Annotated in this window: 11 protein-coding genes; 4 read left to right on the forward strand and 7 right to left on the reverse strand. The window is 60.7% G+C overall.

All coding sequences use genetic code 11. The features are described from left to right. Positions 1-209: 209 nt before the first annotated feature. Positions 210-1,169 carry an OmpA family protein gene (locus ACFLEY_RS28325; RefSeq protein ID WP_060911470.1) on the reverse strand — a complete coding sequence of 320 codons (960 nt, stop codon included), beginning with the start codon at positions 1,167-1,169 and terminating at the stop codon, positions 210-212. Positions 1,170-2,057: 888 nt separating this feature from the next. After that, the gene (locus tag ACFLEY_RS28330) at positions 2,058-2,618 is read right to left on the reverse strand and encodes a hypothetical protein (protein ID WP_060911469.1); all 561 of its coding nucleotides are present in this window, start codon (positions 2,616-2,618) and stop codon (positions 2,058-2,060) included. Between the two features lie 979 nt (positions 2,619-3,597). Between ACFLEY_RS28330 and ACFLEY_RS28335 the strand changes: the two genes are divergently transcribed. Together ACFLEY_RS28335 and ACFLEY_RS28340 are read left to right on the forward strand one after the other, a co-directional pair. Next, a complete protein-coding gene (locus tag ACFLEY_RS28335) occupies positions 3,598-5,460 on the forward strand; it encodes a caspase family protein (protein WP_249163196.1) in 1,863 nt (620 codons plus the stop codon). A gap of 140 nt (positions 5,461-5,600) precedes the next feature. Next, positions 5,601-6,593, forward strand: coding sequence for a hypothetical protein (locus ACFLEY_RS28340; protein WP_028170710.1), 993 nt, complete (start codon positions 5,601-5,603; stop codon positions 6,591-6,593). Positions 6,594-6,620: 27 nt separating this feature from the next. Here ACFLEY_RS28340 and ACFLEY_RS28345 read toward each other — a convergent pair whose 3' ends face one another. The 3 genes from ACFLEY_RS28345 to ACFLEY_RS28355 are packed head-to-tail and all read right to left on the reverse strand — an operon-like array spanning position 6,621 to position 10,845. Then, complete coding sequence (locus ACFLEY_RS28345) at positions 6,621-7,268, reverse strand: DUF4384 domain-containing protein (RefSeq protein ID WP_060911467.1); 648 nt, start codon at positions 7,266-7,268, stop codon at positions 6,621-6,623. Between the two features lie 19 nt (positions 7,269-7,287). Then, positions 7,288-9,084: a caspase family protein gene (locus ACFLEY_RS28350; RefSeq protein WP_211433984.1), complete on the reverse strand. Its 1,797-nt coding sequence runs from the start codon at positions 9,082-9,084 to the stop codon at positions 7,288-7,290. Between the two features lie 39 nt (positions 9,085-9,123). Further along, positions 9,124-10,845, reverse strand: coding sequence for a hypothetical protein (locus tag ACFLEY_RS28355; protein ID WP_396604265.1), 1,722 nt, complete (start codon positions 10,843-10,845; stop codon positions 9,124-9,126). A gap of 320 nt (positions 10,846-11,165) precedes the next feature. On the opposite strand from ACFLEY_RS28355, the gene ACFLEY_RS28360 reads away from it, so the two are divergent. Further along, entirely contained in the window at positions 11,166-11,294 is a 129-nt protein-coding gene (locus tag ACFLEY_RS28360; RefSeq protein ID WP_283822767.1) for a hypothetical protein, read from the forward strand. A 98-nt stretch (positions 11,295-11,392) separates the two neighbouring features. Next, positions 11,393-12,376 (forward strand): DUF4424 domain-containing protein, encoded by a 984-nt coding sequence (locus tag ACFLEY_RS28365; protein ID WP_060911465.1) that lies wholly within the window; start codon positions 11,393-11,395, stop codon positions 12,374-12,376. Positions 12,377-12,385: 9 nt separating this feature from the next. On the opposite strand, the gene ACFLEY_RS28370 is transcribed toward ACFLEY_RS28365, so the two are convergent. Both ACFLEY_RS28370 and ACFLEY_RS28375 read right to left on the reverse strand, forming a co-directional pair. After that, positions 12,386-14,194, reverse strand: a complete 1,809-nt coding sequence (locus ACFLEY_RS28370; protein WP_211433982.1) for a serine/threonine-protein kinase — start codon at positions 14,192-14,194, stop codon at positions 12,386-12,388. Then, positions 14,191-14,967 (reverse strand): PP2C family serine/threonine-protein phosphatase, encoded by a 777-nt coding sequence (locus tag ACFLEY_RS28375; protein ID WP_028170703.1) that lies wholly within the window; start codon positions 14,965-14,967, stop codon positions 14,191-14,193. The genes ACFLEY_RS28370 and ACFLEY_RS28375 overlap by 4 nt, the downstream gene beginning before the upstream one ends. Between the last annotated feature and the right edge of the window lies 1 nt (position 14,968).

Raw genomic sequence — 14,968 nt, forward strand, 5'->3', positions numbered from 1 at the left:
CGCACTTCAGCACGCTTGCTCAAGTTAGATGTCGTAAGATTTTTCTTGATCTCCCGGTGCACACGTCGTGCACACGCCGCGCTCTAACCGATTGAAAAACTTGAACTCTCGCTCCAATCCATCATGGGGAAGTTTGAACTAGGTCCAGCCAACAAAAGCTAGCTCGGGACATGAACCGCTGTATGCGGGCTTGGTCGGCCTCGGCATGCTCACGGCCCGCCAAACGACTTTGGTCTCTCCAGCGGGATGAAAGCGCTCAGATGGGCTGGGTATGTCGACGCGCCGCCGCCTATGGTCGTGCCGGTGCTGATGCTCAAGTAGACGTCCTTCACCCCCTTGGGCGTTTCCAGCAGGATCCAGTTCTTGCTCACATCGCCTATGCCGATTGTCGTAAAGCGCATCGACTTGCCGAACTGCGAACAGGAGATTGGCTTTTCAGTCGTAAACGAATTCCACGGGCCATGCAGGGTACCCGATCTACCGCCAGTCTTCGGAAGGCTCAAGCCAAAGCCCAGGCCGACCGCCGCATAGACGTAGGTGCACTTCAAATTGTTTTCCGTGTCCCATATGGAGAACAAGGCGCTGGCAAACGCAATCCCGGCTCCAGCCCTGCCCTTCACGATGCGCTTGATGGCCGCTCTCGCGGCGAACGAGATCGAACCGTCGACCTCAAGCAGCATGGCTATCTTGAAATTTCGACTGACTTTTGGCTTCGGCGGAACGGGTCGCGGCAAGTCTGGCTTTATGATCGGTTCGAAATAGACCTTCGGGAGCACCCAAAGGACCACTGATCTATCGCTGTCTTCGTCCAGCCTGTGATTTGCCGTCTGCGTATTGCCGATGGCGTGCGTCTGCATTTGCTCCGGGTGGATGCCCATCTCGGACAGAGACCGCGCGACTGTAATCACGCGGTTGGCCGACGTCGTCATATTCCAATCGGCCGCACCGATCCGGCTCGCGGAGCCCGTCATCCAGATCTGACCGGCGTCATCCTCGAGTAGGGGTACCACTTCGTTCTTCAGAAATTCGGAATGCTCTTTCTTCAAGCCCCGAAACTGGTAGCCGGCAAAGTCATCGAAATCGAAATTCCAGAGCCGCGCGTGCAGAACCCCCACTCCTGAAAAATCCAGATCGACGTCAACCCTGCCCGGACCAGTTTTGTGAAACATGTCTCTTCGACCTGCAGTGAACAGATAGCAACTCGTCGGCGATCGGCCGGACGGCGCAGGACCGCCTTGTTTTTAGTGCGGGCAAGAGAAGAGAAGTTCATGAAATCGGCAGCTACAACGAAGGTTGTGATCTTCTTCCCATTTCGATCTGGCGCCGAAGCAGTGTGCGCTGTGCAACGCGACATCATTGTCGCGATCGGAGCAGTGACGACCTCGGAGGGGTCGCGGTAGGACAGGCCGTGGAACTCGTACAGCACGACGACTTCGCGGAATTTCCCTAGACCTCGAAGCCCCTACCCGACCGCTGTCAAAGCGACAGCGCATCTAGATAGTACTTTTGCCGGCTTGCTCTGCGTCTGCCTGATCCCCATCAAAAACAAAGCGAAACGGTAGGCGTCGCCCAGCAACCGCAGCGCAATATCGCGGAAGCACTTGGTGTGCTCGTTGGTGATTTGGCATTGCGTGTCAATTGCGGATGGCTTTGCGCAAAGCAGGCGAAGTGGTCACCGGTTCTGTGATCGCAATCATGGACTCTCGCGCTAAACCTCTGAGCTGGAGCGACGAGGTTCTCGCGAACAGGAACCTGGCGTCGGTTCCTCGATTTACTCTCACTAAGGCTGTCGCTGCCATGCGCGAAACGCAGTCATTCAGTTGCTTTTCGATTTCCGACAAGGGGCTCGCCAAGGGCTCCGCCTACGAGGCCCGGCGCGATGGAACTTGCCGCCTCGACGTCGGGCGGGGAGCACACGACTGCGTCGATTGCCACAATGTGATCGTTTGGCTGAATTCAGTGGAGACCGCCTCGCGCAGAGGACGTTCGGACCGTTTCGCGCGGACGCGCGATCTGCAGGACGACGGAGGCGACGACTTCTGCGGTCGGCCAACGACTTATCCACCAAATCGCTTGACCAGCTTTGAGCCCTTGGCTGCATCGATCTGCTGGCCAGTCAAGTTGGAGCCGGCGCTCAATCCTATCGTCATGAGGTTCTTGACGCGCTGCGCCGCCTGCTTCTCATTGGAATAATCGATCTCGACGTGATCAAGGCTCATCAGATGACCAAGCTCGTGAGCCCAGGCGCGTCCATTGGCGTGGTCATTGCCATACCACTGGACGAAGCTTGCCGGCTCGGGTTCGCTATTGGGGTATGAGCCTCCGCCAGCGGACAGATTTTCGATCGAATTGACGAGGTAGATGTGGATGGCATTGTCCGGATCGTGCCGAGAGGTAAGAACACCCAGCAATCGCTGATCATTGCTGCGTGCGCTCTTTGCCATGTCGAGCGGCTTCTCCATCAAGCAATCGCTGATCACGAACGCGATCTTGGCCTTTGACCAGATCGTATTGACCACGTCGAGCGCCTTCTTGGCCGTGTCGCTGCTCCATTGCCTGGGCTCAACGACCCCTCTCTCGGCAAATGGCGTGATGTAAATCCTCAAGGGAATAGGCATTAGCTTCTCCGAAGTTCGGAATTTGCGATTGTATCTCCGCGCGCTGTCCTCCGCAATTCGGAGGACTGATTTCATTTCGACTCTACCGAAGGAACAATGTCCGGGGGGACATGCCCCCGATGGAGATTCACCGCGCCGGCTACACCGACTTCCAAGAAGACGATCTCGTGTTTCACCGTCGGGCACCGGCAGTATAGATAGGGCGAGCCGGCTATTTGCCGCGGGCTACCGCGTCTGTTTGCTTATCGACGCCCAGTTTGCTCGACGCGTCGGATCAGGCGACGTCGGGCTCGATGTGGCTCAAGCTCGTCATTGGATCGTCCTGCGCTCGAAGATCGAGCGCTTCGGCGGGAACTTGAAACTGACGGTCTTCATTTGGGAAGAGGAAGAGTACAAAGGCCACAAGAACGTCCTCTCTCACGGAGGATCAGTTCCTGGAGAACTTCTACGGCTTCGTGGTCGCCAAGCCATAGCTCGATGGACGAGTCGAATTCTTCGCAAAGTCCATCACTGCCCGAAGCCGAACTGACGGCCTTGCTCCGCGCTGTTGACCTGATTGCAAGCTGCGACCGAGACGGTCGATCCGCGAGCCCGTCCTTGGACTTCACGTCCGCTCGATCGCCGTCAGCGGAACTTTCGTTTGAACCACGTCAGAGCCTTCTGGTGCGCTGCCGCGTGCAGGCCAGCAAAAATACAATAATTGTTTTACATCAACATCTTATACCGAGGTCGCACGACAGCACAACATTGGCAGGCGCCGATCATCCACATGAATCGGCGCACAACGCCCGGCCGCAATAATCCTCCGCACCTTTTGAACGCCTCCGCATTTCAAAACAACACATAGGAATGGATCGGGCTCGAGATCGGTACTGTATGCAGACAGGCAGCCGCCAGTAGCGTACGAATTCAGGAATTATTTCTTACGCGGCCGTCCTCGCGACGTCACCATTCTACGGGCATAGGTTGGGTGTTCGCCATGAGATTGTACAGGCACCTCCGGGTTTGTCTTCTTCTCGCCGCTTCGCTGTTCCTGGCCTCTCAGCCAGCCTGGGCGACAAAGCGCGTGGCTTTGGTGGTCGGCAATTCCAGCTATCAAAACGCCCCACTGCTTCCAAACCCGGCCAATGACGCTGCGGCCATCGCCGCGACCTTAAAGGGCGCAGGTTTCGATGTGGTTGACTCAAGGCTCAACCTCGCCGCGACCGACATGCGGCGGGCCCTGAGAGAATTCGCCGATCAGGCCCGCAATGCCGACATTGCCTTGGTGTACTATGCTGGCCACGGTATCGAGATCGACGGGACGAACTATCTGATCCCGACAGACGCCAGACTCGAGCGTGACACGGATATCTATGACGAAGCATTCTCGCTCGACCGTGTCCTGCTGGCGATCGAGCCTGCGAGGCAGCTGCGCGTTGTGATCGTCGACGCGTGCCGCAATAATCCGTTTGCCGACTCAATGAAGCGTACAGTTGCCTCGCGATCAATCAGCCGCGGGCTGGCCAGGGTCGAACCCACCGTCTCCAACACACTGATCGCGTTTGCGGCGAAAGCCGGACTAACCGCACTCGATGGCAACAGCAAGAATAGTCCGTACGCGACGGCTCTCGTGAAGTATATTGCAAAGCCGGGGCTCGACTTGCGCAGGGCTTTCGGCTTCGTCCGCGACGATGTCTTGCAAGCCACGGGCAACCGACAGGAGCCCTATGTCTACGGCTCGCTGGGCGGCGAAGACGTTGCACTTGTTCCGGCTGCCAAGGCCGAGGAGCCGATACAAGCAGCCAACCCCCAGTCGGAAATTCGTCGCGATTACGAATTGGCCTTGCAGCTCCGCAACAAGCCCGCTCTGAACGCGTTCCTGACCCAGCATCCAGACGGATACTACTCAAATCTGGCAAAGCTGCAGCTTAATCAGCTCGAGGCCGAGGACGCACGCGTCGCGGCGACGGCGAAAGCGCAGCAGGCCGAGCAGCAACAAGCTCGCCTGATGTCCCAGGGCGCCCAGCGCGCCGAACAGGAGAAGGCGGCCGCGGATCTGAAGGCTGCGGAAGAGGCCCGGATTGCCGCCGAGAGGACGAAGCAAGCGGCGCAGGAGCAGGCCACCGAGGCGGAACGGAAACGGACTGCATCCGAATCTACAATCGTCGCTGCACTCTCCGGGAATAAGCCGGCCGTTGAGAGTACCGTCGCGGATAACCCTACGGCCGCTGCGCCCGGTGAGGACAGCAAGACGCCCAAGCTTGCGGCACTGAGCGACGAGCCGCGCCAGACCGATATCGCAAGAGCCGATATCGCCAAGTCCGTACAAGGCGAATTGAACCGCGTCGGCTGCTTCGCCGGCCCCGTCGATGGCCAATGGAATGCGGCCTCGCAGCGCTCGTTGGCTCTCTTCAACCGGCACGCAGGCACCAAACTGGACGTCAAGCTTGCAAGTCTGGATGCTCTTGACGCGATCAAGCTTAGGCCATCGCGGGTCTGCCCGCTGATCTGCGATCGCGGCTACAGGCCCGACGGCGACCAGTGCAGTAGGATCACCTGTGCCGAGGGTTCGTTCCTCAACGACGACAATGAATGCGAGAAGCGACGCGGGAAGAAACCGGTTGCGAAGCGCAACACGGACGAGCGTCCGTCACGTGCGGATCGTTCGGCCCGCGAGAGACCGGAGCCAACAGCCGACGTTCCGCGGCGGCAAGCAACTGTGAAGAACAGCGGCGGCGGCAGTGGTCAGATCGTTTGTGATCAATCTCTGTGCCGTCAGGTCAGTCGCGGCTGCCACCTCGAATACCGCGGCGGGGGCGGCCCCGGGGGCAACGTAGGTAATGTCGAGTCCTGCCGCTAGCAACGCGCAAGGCTGCCACGGCGTCATGGAAGGCCAGGAGGCCGCGCGGATTTTGGTGTCGAGAATGTGTGACGGGCAGCAGAGCTTAACACCAGGTCAGCCAGGTCCTTGCCTGGATTGGCCGAAGCGGAGCGACCTGCGTGGTTGCGTGTGAGCTTGAGCAAAAGGACGCCAACGCCTTTCCGGGGGTGACGCTCTTCACGAAGCGGCAGGCACCCGGCATGAAGCCGACGGCGGTTTATCTTCCGCCAAAGCACCCAACAGCTGCCACCAAGTTCGATGTCGTGATCTGGCTTCACGGCTTCTATGTCAAAAACCATGAATTCCTATTCCACAACGATCCAGCGCGGCTGCGCGAACAGGTCCGGGATTCCGGCAAGGACGTGGTTCTTATCGCGCCGTTCCTGGGCTACGAATATGCCGTTGGCGACACCTTTGCCGGAAACTACAACGTGTCTGACCTGGCAACCGCGAGCTGGGGCGAACGCTATCTCGAGGAGGTCCTTGGAGCTCTTGCCAGGTTCCTGGGTCTCTCCTCGACGTCCATTCCTCAGCTCCAGATCGGTAAGCTCATCATCGCATGCCACTCCGGCGGCGGTAACGGCATGCGCAATCTCGTCGGGAACCTTGGAAAGTACCAGGGCAAGCTGACGGCCTGTTGGGGATTTGACTGCCTCTACGGTGCCAATGCGCGGCCCGACGATGCGACCTTCTGGTATCAGTGGTTGTCTGGACAGAGCGGCCGCGCGCTCGAGATCGTGTATGGTCCATCAACTCTCCCGCAATCGGTGAAGCTGGACCTGATCGGGCGCGGGCTGGCGACGGCCGATGGCAATCAAGCGCAGCCACAACGCCCTGCTCTCAAGAACCTTAGCGTAAGGGTCGGTCATTACGACCTGTTCCCGGCATTTGGCCAGATGGTCAGGGTCAACGACCTGGACCCGGCTTACGTGGATCGCTTCATGATACCGCAGGTCGCTGACCAGCCGCGTCTGCACCACAAGCCGGCGCCACAGCACGGGGAATTCCTTCAGGGCGCGATTTCCAACGTTCGCAGCGCTTTTCCCTTTCCAAAGGACATTCATTACATGATCGCCCGGGGTGGCTTCTTCAGTCGGCTGAGCAAGCTTTAGCCTTCACAGGCCTTGGCCTTGCCGGGCTCACTTGATGGAATAGGATTTGACGTCGAACGACCAATTATTCGTCACCAGCTTTCCGCTGCCGTTGTCCGGCACGCGCAGCTCACTGGTCCAGGCCGTTAGATAGCTCAACGCCTCGGCCTGATCTTGTAGCTTGCGCGGCAAGTCCGGCAAATCGAGCAACTGCAGCCGCCGCTCGCTCAGGATGGCGATCATCACGGCTGACCCAGTCGGCGGTGAGACGACATATTCAAAACCACGCTGCCGAGCCGCCGGGGTTGGAACGACAAATTCGACGCCGGGCTTGACGAGATTGATGTCGCGTCCGTCCGACTGCGCCAATAGCTCGGGAGTCGGAAAGATCTGGGACATTCGCCCTTCCGCGTCGACGTCGACGAGAATGAGATATCCCGGCTTCCTCGCGGTGACGCCGAACGTGACCTTGCCGCCGAGGTTGACGGTCTGACCCGGCAGGATCTGAAGGGACACACTCGCGGTATTGGCCTGCCTGCGCGCCGCTTGTACGGGCCAAAGCCAGGGTGCATACGTCGTGCCGACATTCAGCGATGCCGACGGCAACGGTGCTGCGGACGAAGCTCCGCTACCCGCCAGCAGCAGCAGGAATGCGAGCCATGGTCGCTCCCGGCGGATCGGCAGCGATGACGGCATGGCCTGCTCTCCCTAAAAGTCAGGGAACACTGAAGAAGCCGACCGAGGCGATCCGCGCGTCCGCAGGCAAGTACCGCTCGAGGCTCTTGATCACCTGCCCCGAAGCGCGGCGCCGGTTGAGCTGCATCAGGACTGTCTCAAGATCGACCATGCGTTGCTGCGAGGTCACTGCAACGATCTGTTCCGCGCCGAATGGCTCGCCGACCCTGAGCGGTAGGCGCAAACTCGCCGATCGGGCCAGTGCCGCATCGGAACCCACCGGATACAACAATTGGATGGTGCCATCGCCAGACACATTGAACAGCAACACCGCTCTTGACCCCACATCAGACAGATCAACTTCGACAGTCTGGCCAGCACGCTGTTGGCGATCGTCCGGCCAGATGCGCATGATCTGCGGCGACCGGGTCGCAATGCGCTTCAGTTCACGAATTGCCGCTGTCCGGTCAACGACCGTCGGCAGGCTGGCAACGTCGATCCCGTAGGCGACTACGTCGCCCCACGCGATCACGTCGTGCGACACGGGATCCCAGATCAGGTCGGGATTGTCCGTCGGTTGAACAGCCTGCACGGGAACATCCTTTGGCGCCACGCTCGCAAAATAGTTCGTCTTGCCGTCGAGCGCCGCCAGCCGGATTGGCGCAGCGAGACGGAGGGGGGCCGGCGCGTCGCCGGTCGGAAGTTCCTTGGTCGCCGCCGCGGCAAGGGTGGGAATGTTTGGTGCCTTGGCCGTGACAGCCGGCGCGGGCGCTTGTCCCTCGACGGGCGCCCCGGATCCGGCCTGGCCGGAGGCCGCTCTCGCGGCCGGCCCCTGAATCAGCACGACACCGCGCGTCAATTCGAAGGCGATGTCGGTATCCGGCGTCTGAGGCGGCGATGATATGGTCACGATGTTCTGGCGCTGGTCCGAGAGCTGATAGACCACCTGTCGAACATTGCTGAAGAGCTCCTTGAGCGTCACCTTCCCATCGTGATTGATGTCCGCGCTACCCTCCACCGCCCGTGCGACCGCATAGCTGAGAGCCCCGCGCAAGCCATCGATGCCAGGGATGCGGACTTCCGGCGCCTTGGTGTAGCGGTCCACCGCAGCCAGGAACGCCGTGTGGTCAAGATCGAGTTCTGACTTCGGATCGTTGCTGTCCGACACCGGCTTCAGTTCGTCAACCAGCAATGTGTAACGCGGCACCTGCCGGAAGCTCATCTCAGCGGCACGCGGATCGATATCGCGCACCATACCGCCGCCGTGGCAGGTATCAGCCACGAAGATCACCTTCGCTCCGCGAAGCTCGAACTGCCGGATGAAATGGTTGAACTCACTGCCCAGAACACGTTCAATGGACCCGGTTGGCGTGGTTTCAAAGCCTGGCAGCAGGAACACGTTCTCCATCCCGTCCGGCTCCGAGCCCTTGACGCGCTCCGGCTCCTGGGTTCCATGACCTGCGATCGACAGAAAGATGAGGTCGTTGTTCTTGGTCCGCTCCACCAGTGAACTGATCTCGCGCAAGATGCTTGCCCTGTCGGCCTGTGCGTTAGTCAGGACGACGACGTCGCCAACCCCCATGCTCTTCAAGCTGGTCACGATGTCAGTGGCGTCGGCGACCGCGCCCTTCAATTTCCGCACGTGCTGATAGTCATCGATCCCGATCACGAGCGCGCGCACCGCCGCCCCGTCCGGATTGCTGATCGACAATCCTCCTGTCGCATGCGCGTCCGGGGATATCAGCCCGATCAACGCAGCGAGCCCGATGGTGGCGCATAGCCGCTTGATCCCGCAATCAAGTTCCCTGGGCATCCGCATCGTGATCCACCTCGACATCCTTCCTATCCATTCTGTAGCGCCAGCGACACACCGGGTTCAGCGCCTTTTGCTCGCCGTCTTGCGGCCCGGCTGCGGTTCGGCCTCTTGATAGGCGCTCGCTGAGACTGTCGCCTGGTCATCCGCGAACGCCCGAAAGCGGACCGGAACGTAGCCACGCGAAAGCAGGCTCGCCAACGGGTAGACGTTGCGGCAGACGCGACCGTTGCAGCCACCGGTCGAGGATTCCATCACCTCGGCCTTGTGATCGGGCGTGAACCGCAGGAACAACATCACGTGCGAGCCCGGCTTGTTCAGCGCATCGCCGGGCTTCAGGTCCCAGGGATTTGCCACGGGGGCTGCGATCGCAGGAATAGCGGCAGTCGTGTAGTGGACAGAAAGTCCCCACGCGGCGCTGACGAATGCCGAACAGTCGACGCCAGCCACATCCGGCCTTGGCGCGTTGCGAGTGCACACATTGCCAGCCAGCGCTCCGCTGTCGATCCGCTGCCGGAAGTTCGCGAGCGAACCGTGGCAGCCCCAGCAATAGGGCACACCGCGCACCTCCTGGTTCACTTTGCCCTGCAGATACCACGGCCGCCGAATACGACTGAAGCCGCTGCATTGGCTGTCGGGATCGCTGCCGTAGTTCGACTGCGTCAGCTTCCACTGGATGCCCTCGAATGCAAACGCGGTCTCGATAGCCTGCTGGCGATTGGAAGGTCTCACAGCGGCCGACGCGTCGAATTTGACGCCGGATTGCGGTGCTGGCGCGGCTGCCGTTCGCGACGGCCGCACGTCGATAATGGAAGCGTTGGTCAGCGGCCGGAAGCCGACGCCAACCACTTCAATTCCGTCCGGCTTGGTCCGGAGGAAATAGACATCGCCATCGCCCGAAACCGTGACGAACCGCCGGGTCAGCGGCGTATTTTCCAAAGGAAGCTCATAGATTCCCTCGAGACGGCCGTTCGCAGCATAGCGTGCGACGAACGTGGAGGCGTTCTTTCCCGATGGCGGAACGTCCTCGGCAAGCACGTAGAAGCGGTCGCCGCTGTCGATCTCAAGAAACTCCACCGTTCCGAGCTGGTTGCGCACCCGCAGGCTTAGCTGTCCGATCGTCTCGTTGGTGACCATGGTCTGGATCTCGACCCTTACGCTGGCATTGCCCTTGTCCGGAACGATATCGGCGATCACCGAGCCCTTACTTCGAGAAGCCACATATTGCCGGTCGGGCTGCCGCGTCGTCTTGACGATGGCCGCGCGGGTATTCTGGTCGAGCAAGTCGGCCGCGCTGCCGGGCGCCTGCGATCCCATCTGGGCGAAAGCGGAGACGGCGACCTGATCGTCCGCGCTACGGCTCGAGACCTCCTCAAGCTGGATCACGTCACCACCGATTCCGCGCGTGGACTGCCCTGGCGCCGCCTTCAGCGTCCGTACGCCGCCGTCCCAAACCATGATGTCGTCGTTGTGGACCACGAGATCGGTCGGCTGGACGTCTTTCGGCATCTTGAGGACGTCAGGATCTGAGTTCGGCTGTTTCGGGTCAAACTGCAGGATGCGACCGTTGACCTGATCGAGCACAAACAGGTTGCCCTGCCCGTCGGCGCTGAGTGCTTGTGGTCCCGCGAGTTCCACGTCCTCGCTGGCCGGAACGATGCCGACCATGGAAGCAGCCAAACCGCTGGCAAAGCTGCGGACGACAGTATCGTCGGCATGCGCATTGGTTCCGAAAATGCCAGCGCCAACGATGAAGACCCAGATCCAACGATTTGGACGAAGCATGTTCGCCTCAATGTACCCCGAACCGATCGCCGCGTCGGATCGACTAATCCGAGATGCCGTTAATGCTGCGCGTCAATTAGTGGTGCGCAATCTCAATCACGTTCAATTCTATCACTTGACGGTGATAGTCCGAATTCTCTTCAGCTTGCGGTGCAAAACATGGCCCGGAATAGATTTGAGAAGGTGAGCGAAGTTCAGCCCGACGCGATCACGCTGCTCCTGAAACGCGACAATGACGGCGCCTCCGGATCAATCGTGCTGCCGGCCGCCGCGAGCCGGGGACGGCTGACCACCGACACACCGACCAGATCAGCGCGCAATTGCCGGCGCAGGATGCTTTTCGCGGCGCGATCCGGCTGGCAAACGACGTAAAGCTGGCGCTGGTGGTGTGCGATCCAGACGGGGTCTGGAAGTCCGAGTGGGGCGATCTTTATCAGCCGATCGATTGACCCGCATCGGATGGAACCAGCATATGTTGCGACGCCGCATGGAGACTAGCTTGCCGAACGGAGCCTGCATCCGACCGTCGTTCCGGATACGGGCCTTGATGGTCGCGCTGCTGGTTGCGACGGGCTGGCCGGCACGCGCCAACGACTCGGCTGCGGAATTGTCGATCGGCGGGCTCCAGTTCGTACGCACGAATGACGTGGCCATGGAGAGCGAGAACCTTAGTATCGGGCTCGACAGAATCAGTGTTCGCTACGAATTCGCCAACGTCACTGCCAAGCCGGTCACGCTTACTGTTGCCTTTCCGCTGCCCGACATCGACCTGTCGGAGGCTGAGAACATTGCACTACCTTCAAATGATCCGATCAACTTCGTCGACTTCGAGACCAGGGTCGACGGCAGCCCGGCGCCGCTGACCGTCGATCAGCGCGCCATGGTTGGCAACAGGGATGTCAGTGCCCTGCTCCGCGAACTCAAGCTACCGCTGCTGCCGATTGGTGGCCGCGAGATCCGGCTGAGCGACCTGCCCGCGGCGACTCGGACCCGGCTCGTGGACGACGGACTTATGATGCCTGCCGGAATGAGCGACAACGGTCGCCAGCAGTATGCGCCAGGCTGGGTTATCAAGAGCTCGGCTGTGCGCCAGCAGGTGTTTCCGCCCATGCGCACCGTCACGGTCGAACACCAGTACCGGCCGAGCGTCGGCTCCAGTCCTGACACCATCCTGCGCCCGAGCCTACGCCGCAGCAGCGCACTGGGTCAGCAAGTCGCCCGTTACCGGAAAGAATACTGCGTCCAGGATACGTTCCTCGCCGAGCTCGACAAGCGCGCGGGCAGTAACCAGATCAACAGCGCAAACCTGCAGGAGAGGCGCATATCATACGTGCTCAAGACCGGCGCGAATTGGGCTGGGCCGATCCGGTCGTTCAAGCTGACTATCGACCCAGGCGGCAACGACCGCTTGGTGAGCTTCTGTCCTGGGCGGCTCAAGGCATCGTCTGCTACCGGAAATAGGCTTGAATATACGGCAAACGACTTCAAGCCGGATGCCGACCTGAAAATCCTGGTGATCGGAACATTCTGAGCGTGCCGGTCAATTGGTGAGCAGCACGTAGCGCGCGGCCGCGATGATGGTCACCTTGTTGCGCTGAGCCTCGCTCAGCGCCTGGAGGAAGAACGTATCGGCAGCTATCGGTCGCGGCTGGCGCAATGAGTCCAGAACCTGCGGAACCGCCACGACCAACAGCAATTGCGGACCGCTCGCGCGCGCTGTCGGGAGCGTAAACGAAAGCGAGTCGATGCCCGGCTTCAGAAGATAAGACAGGCTCTGGACTTCGCCGCGATCCGACACCATGAGCAGCTCGACCACGCGGTTGGCAAAATTCTCAATGGTCCCATTGAGGGCTTCACCACCCTTCAGCTCTGTCGCTGACAGGGTGATGCGTGGGATTCGCGCCTGATCGCTCCCGACCTGACTCAAGAACCTGACGGCTGGGCATTGCGCCTGGGTCACTTGCCTGACGCCGATCGAAGCCTCGAAACCCTGCTCACGCCGAAACGCTTTGTCGAAGGTGTCGAATGGGGCGGTCGAGGCACCGAACCCTTCGATGACAGCGGCATTTGGGCTCACGGCAATCGGCAAGACAAAGAAGCAGTCACCGCCAGAATATTGGGCCACGTATTTGCGGATGCGCTCAGCTCGCCCCGCCCCATCGAGTGCCGGAGACGGCGTCGCCGTCGGCTGCGCAGACAACTTCTCCGGCTCTTGGCGCCCGGGCTGTGGTCCAGCGGGCTCGACCTTCGGCGGCGCCATTGTTCCGGCGAGTTTTGGAGGTGGCGGCAAGACCGCGGTGCCGGGCGCTGACCAGACCAGCTTGTAGAAGGCATATCCACCACCGCCGACCAGCAGTAACAGAGCCGCCACGCCCGCCCCCAGCCAGCGGCCGCGCGGACTCCGCGCGGTCGACGGCATCCTGTCCTGCGGCACCGGCGCCGCGCCTTCCGGCCGCCGCAGCGGATCGAAACCATATAACGGCGCGGCCGGCGTCTGCACCAAACCGGTCGGCTTCCAGCTGGCGACCTCTCCCATGGTCGGGCGCAATGCCGGATCAGGCTGCAGCATCCGCTCCAGCAAAGGCCGGATGCGCATATCCACCGCACCGAGATCGGGAACACGCCGGCGCTTCTCCACCAGTTGAAACTGGCTGCCACCCATGTCGAGCTTCTGTCCGGTCAGAGCGTGAAACAGCACAAGACCGAGGCTGTAGACATCGGATTTCGCGGTCACGTCATTGCCGTACAACCCTACCTGTTCCGGCGATGCGTAGTTGTCCTTGCCAGCGAAGCCCGAGCCGATGATGGTCTTGTCACCCATCTGGGTCGACCGGGCTATGCCGAAGTCGATGATCTTAGCCCGCCTGACGTCGTCGAGCGGAACAATGATGTTGTCCGGAGAAACGTCGCGATGGATGATGCCGTGCTCATGGGCAGCCTCCAGTCCCGATGCGACGCGCAGCATCAGCTTGATCAGCGCCTCGAAAGTCAACGGTCCATCGTCGAGCATGTTCGAGAGCGAGCGGCCATTCACGAACTCCATCGCGAGATACGGTCGCTGCAGCACCGGCTCCACCGTAAACAGGAAGTAGCGAACGATCGCGTCATGCGGAAGATTGTGGAGTGCCGCGGCCTCTCGACGGAACAGCGCGAGCGCCGCCTCGTTATCGACCATGTCGGACAATAGCATTTTCACGGCAACAGGCGATCCAGTTTGGATCTCTCGGCATTTGTAGACCTCACCCATGCCGCCCGCGCCGATCACCGCTTCGATCTCGTAGATACCGTTGAGACGGGTGCCGGGGGGCACGCCCTGATAGGACGGTCGGAACGGATCGTTCGGGGTCATGGTTGCGGCTCGCGATCAAGCGGAGATCTTGTCGCCTCCTGAGATCGTGGCGTCAGCAGTCGCACGATCACAATCGTTACGTTGTCAAGCCCGCCACGATCAAGAGCCAGCGCGAGCATGTCATCGCAAGCTGCCTGGGCGCGTCGCGTAGCCGCGTGCTGCAGGATCTCGTCGTCCCGCACGTGCCTGGTCAGGCCATCGCTGCAGATCACGAAGACATCCTCCGGCTCGGCCGGGCCTGTTACCACCTCAAATTCCGGATCATCGGCGACACCGACGGCGCGAGTAATGGCATTGCTCAGCCAATCATTCACGTCTTCGCGCGACAGCGCACCTTCGGCGATCAGTTCCTCCAGTTCGCTGTGATCATGCGACACTTGGCTAATTGCGCCGCGACTGATCAAGTAAACCCGGCTGTCACCCGCCCATATGCAGGCATAGTAGCTATCGCGAACGAGCAGAACCGCCGCTGTAGTCCCGACGGTGGCACCCTGTCGTTCACGACTAAGCGCCAGTATCTGCCGGTTTGCGCTGAATAGCCGCTCCTCGCATTCCGCCAGCAGGTCTGCGGCTGATTCTGGCGTGCCGATCGCGTCAAGCGACTGCACTACAATGCGACTGGCGAGATCGCCGGCCTCGTGACCACCCATACCGTCGGCGACGGCCCACAGGCCAACGTCGGTTCGTACCAAACATGAATCCTCGTTCCGCTCCCGCACCCTTCCGGCATGGGTAATGCTACCAACATCGAACAAGGATGGGGTATGCACCATC

It is taken from the genome of Bradyrhizobium sp. YCK136 (assembly GCF_044570075.1).
Lineage (GTDB): Bacteria > Pseudomonadota > Alphaproteobacteria > Rhizobiales > Xanthobacteraceae > Bradyrhizobium > Bradyrhizobium diazoefficiens.

What these genes read in the sequence shown, in the direction of transcription:
- ACFLEY_RS28345 (WP_060911467.1), bottom strand. Translation starts at nt 7,268, where the DNA reads ATGCCGTCATCGCTGCCGATCCGCCGGGAGCGACCATGGCTCGCATTC.
- ACFLEY_RS28335 (WP_249163196.1), top strand. Translation starts at nt 3,598, where the DNA reads ATGAGATTGTACAGGCACCTCCGGGTTTGTCTTCTTCTCGCCGCTTCG.
- ACFLEY_RS28375 (WP_028170703.1), bottom strand. Translation starts at nt 14,967, where the DNA reads ATGGTGCATACCCCATCCTTGTTCGATGTTGGTAGCATTACCCATGCC.
- ACFLEY_RS28330 (WP_060911469.1), bottom strand. Translation starts at nt 2,618, where the DNA reads ATGCCTATTCCCTTGAGGATTTACATCACGCCATTTGCCGAGAGAGGG.
- ACFLEY_RS28325 (WP_060911470.1), bottom strand. Translation starts at nt 1,169, where the DNA reads ATGTTTCACAAAACTGGTCCGGGCAGGGTTGACGTCGATCTGGATTTT.
- ACFLEY_RS28350 (WP_211433984.1), bottom strand. Translation starts at nt 9,084, where the DNA reads ATGTCGAGGTGGATCACGATGCGGATGCCCAGGGAACTTGATTGCGGG.
- ACFLEY_RS28370 (WP_211433982.1), bottom strand. Translation starts at nt 14,194, where the DNA reads ATGACCCCGAACGATCCGTTCCGACCGTCCTATCAGGGCGTGCCCCCC.
- ACFLEY_RS28365 (WP_060911465.1), top strand. Translation starts at nt 11,393, where the DNA reads ATGGTCGCGCTGCTGGTTGCGACGGGCTGGCCGGCACGCGCCAACGAC.
- ACFLEY_RS28355 (WP_396604265.1), bottom strand. Translation starts at nt 10,845, where the DNA reads ATGCTTCGTCCAAATCGTTGGATCTGGGTCTTCATCGTTGGCGCTGGC.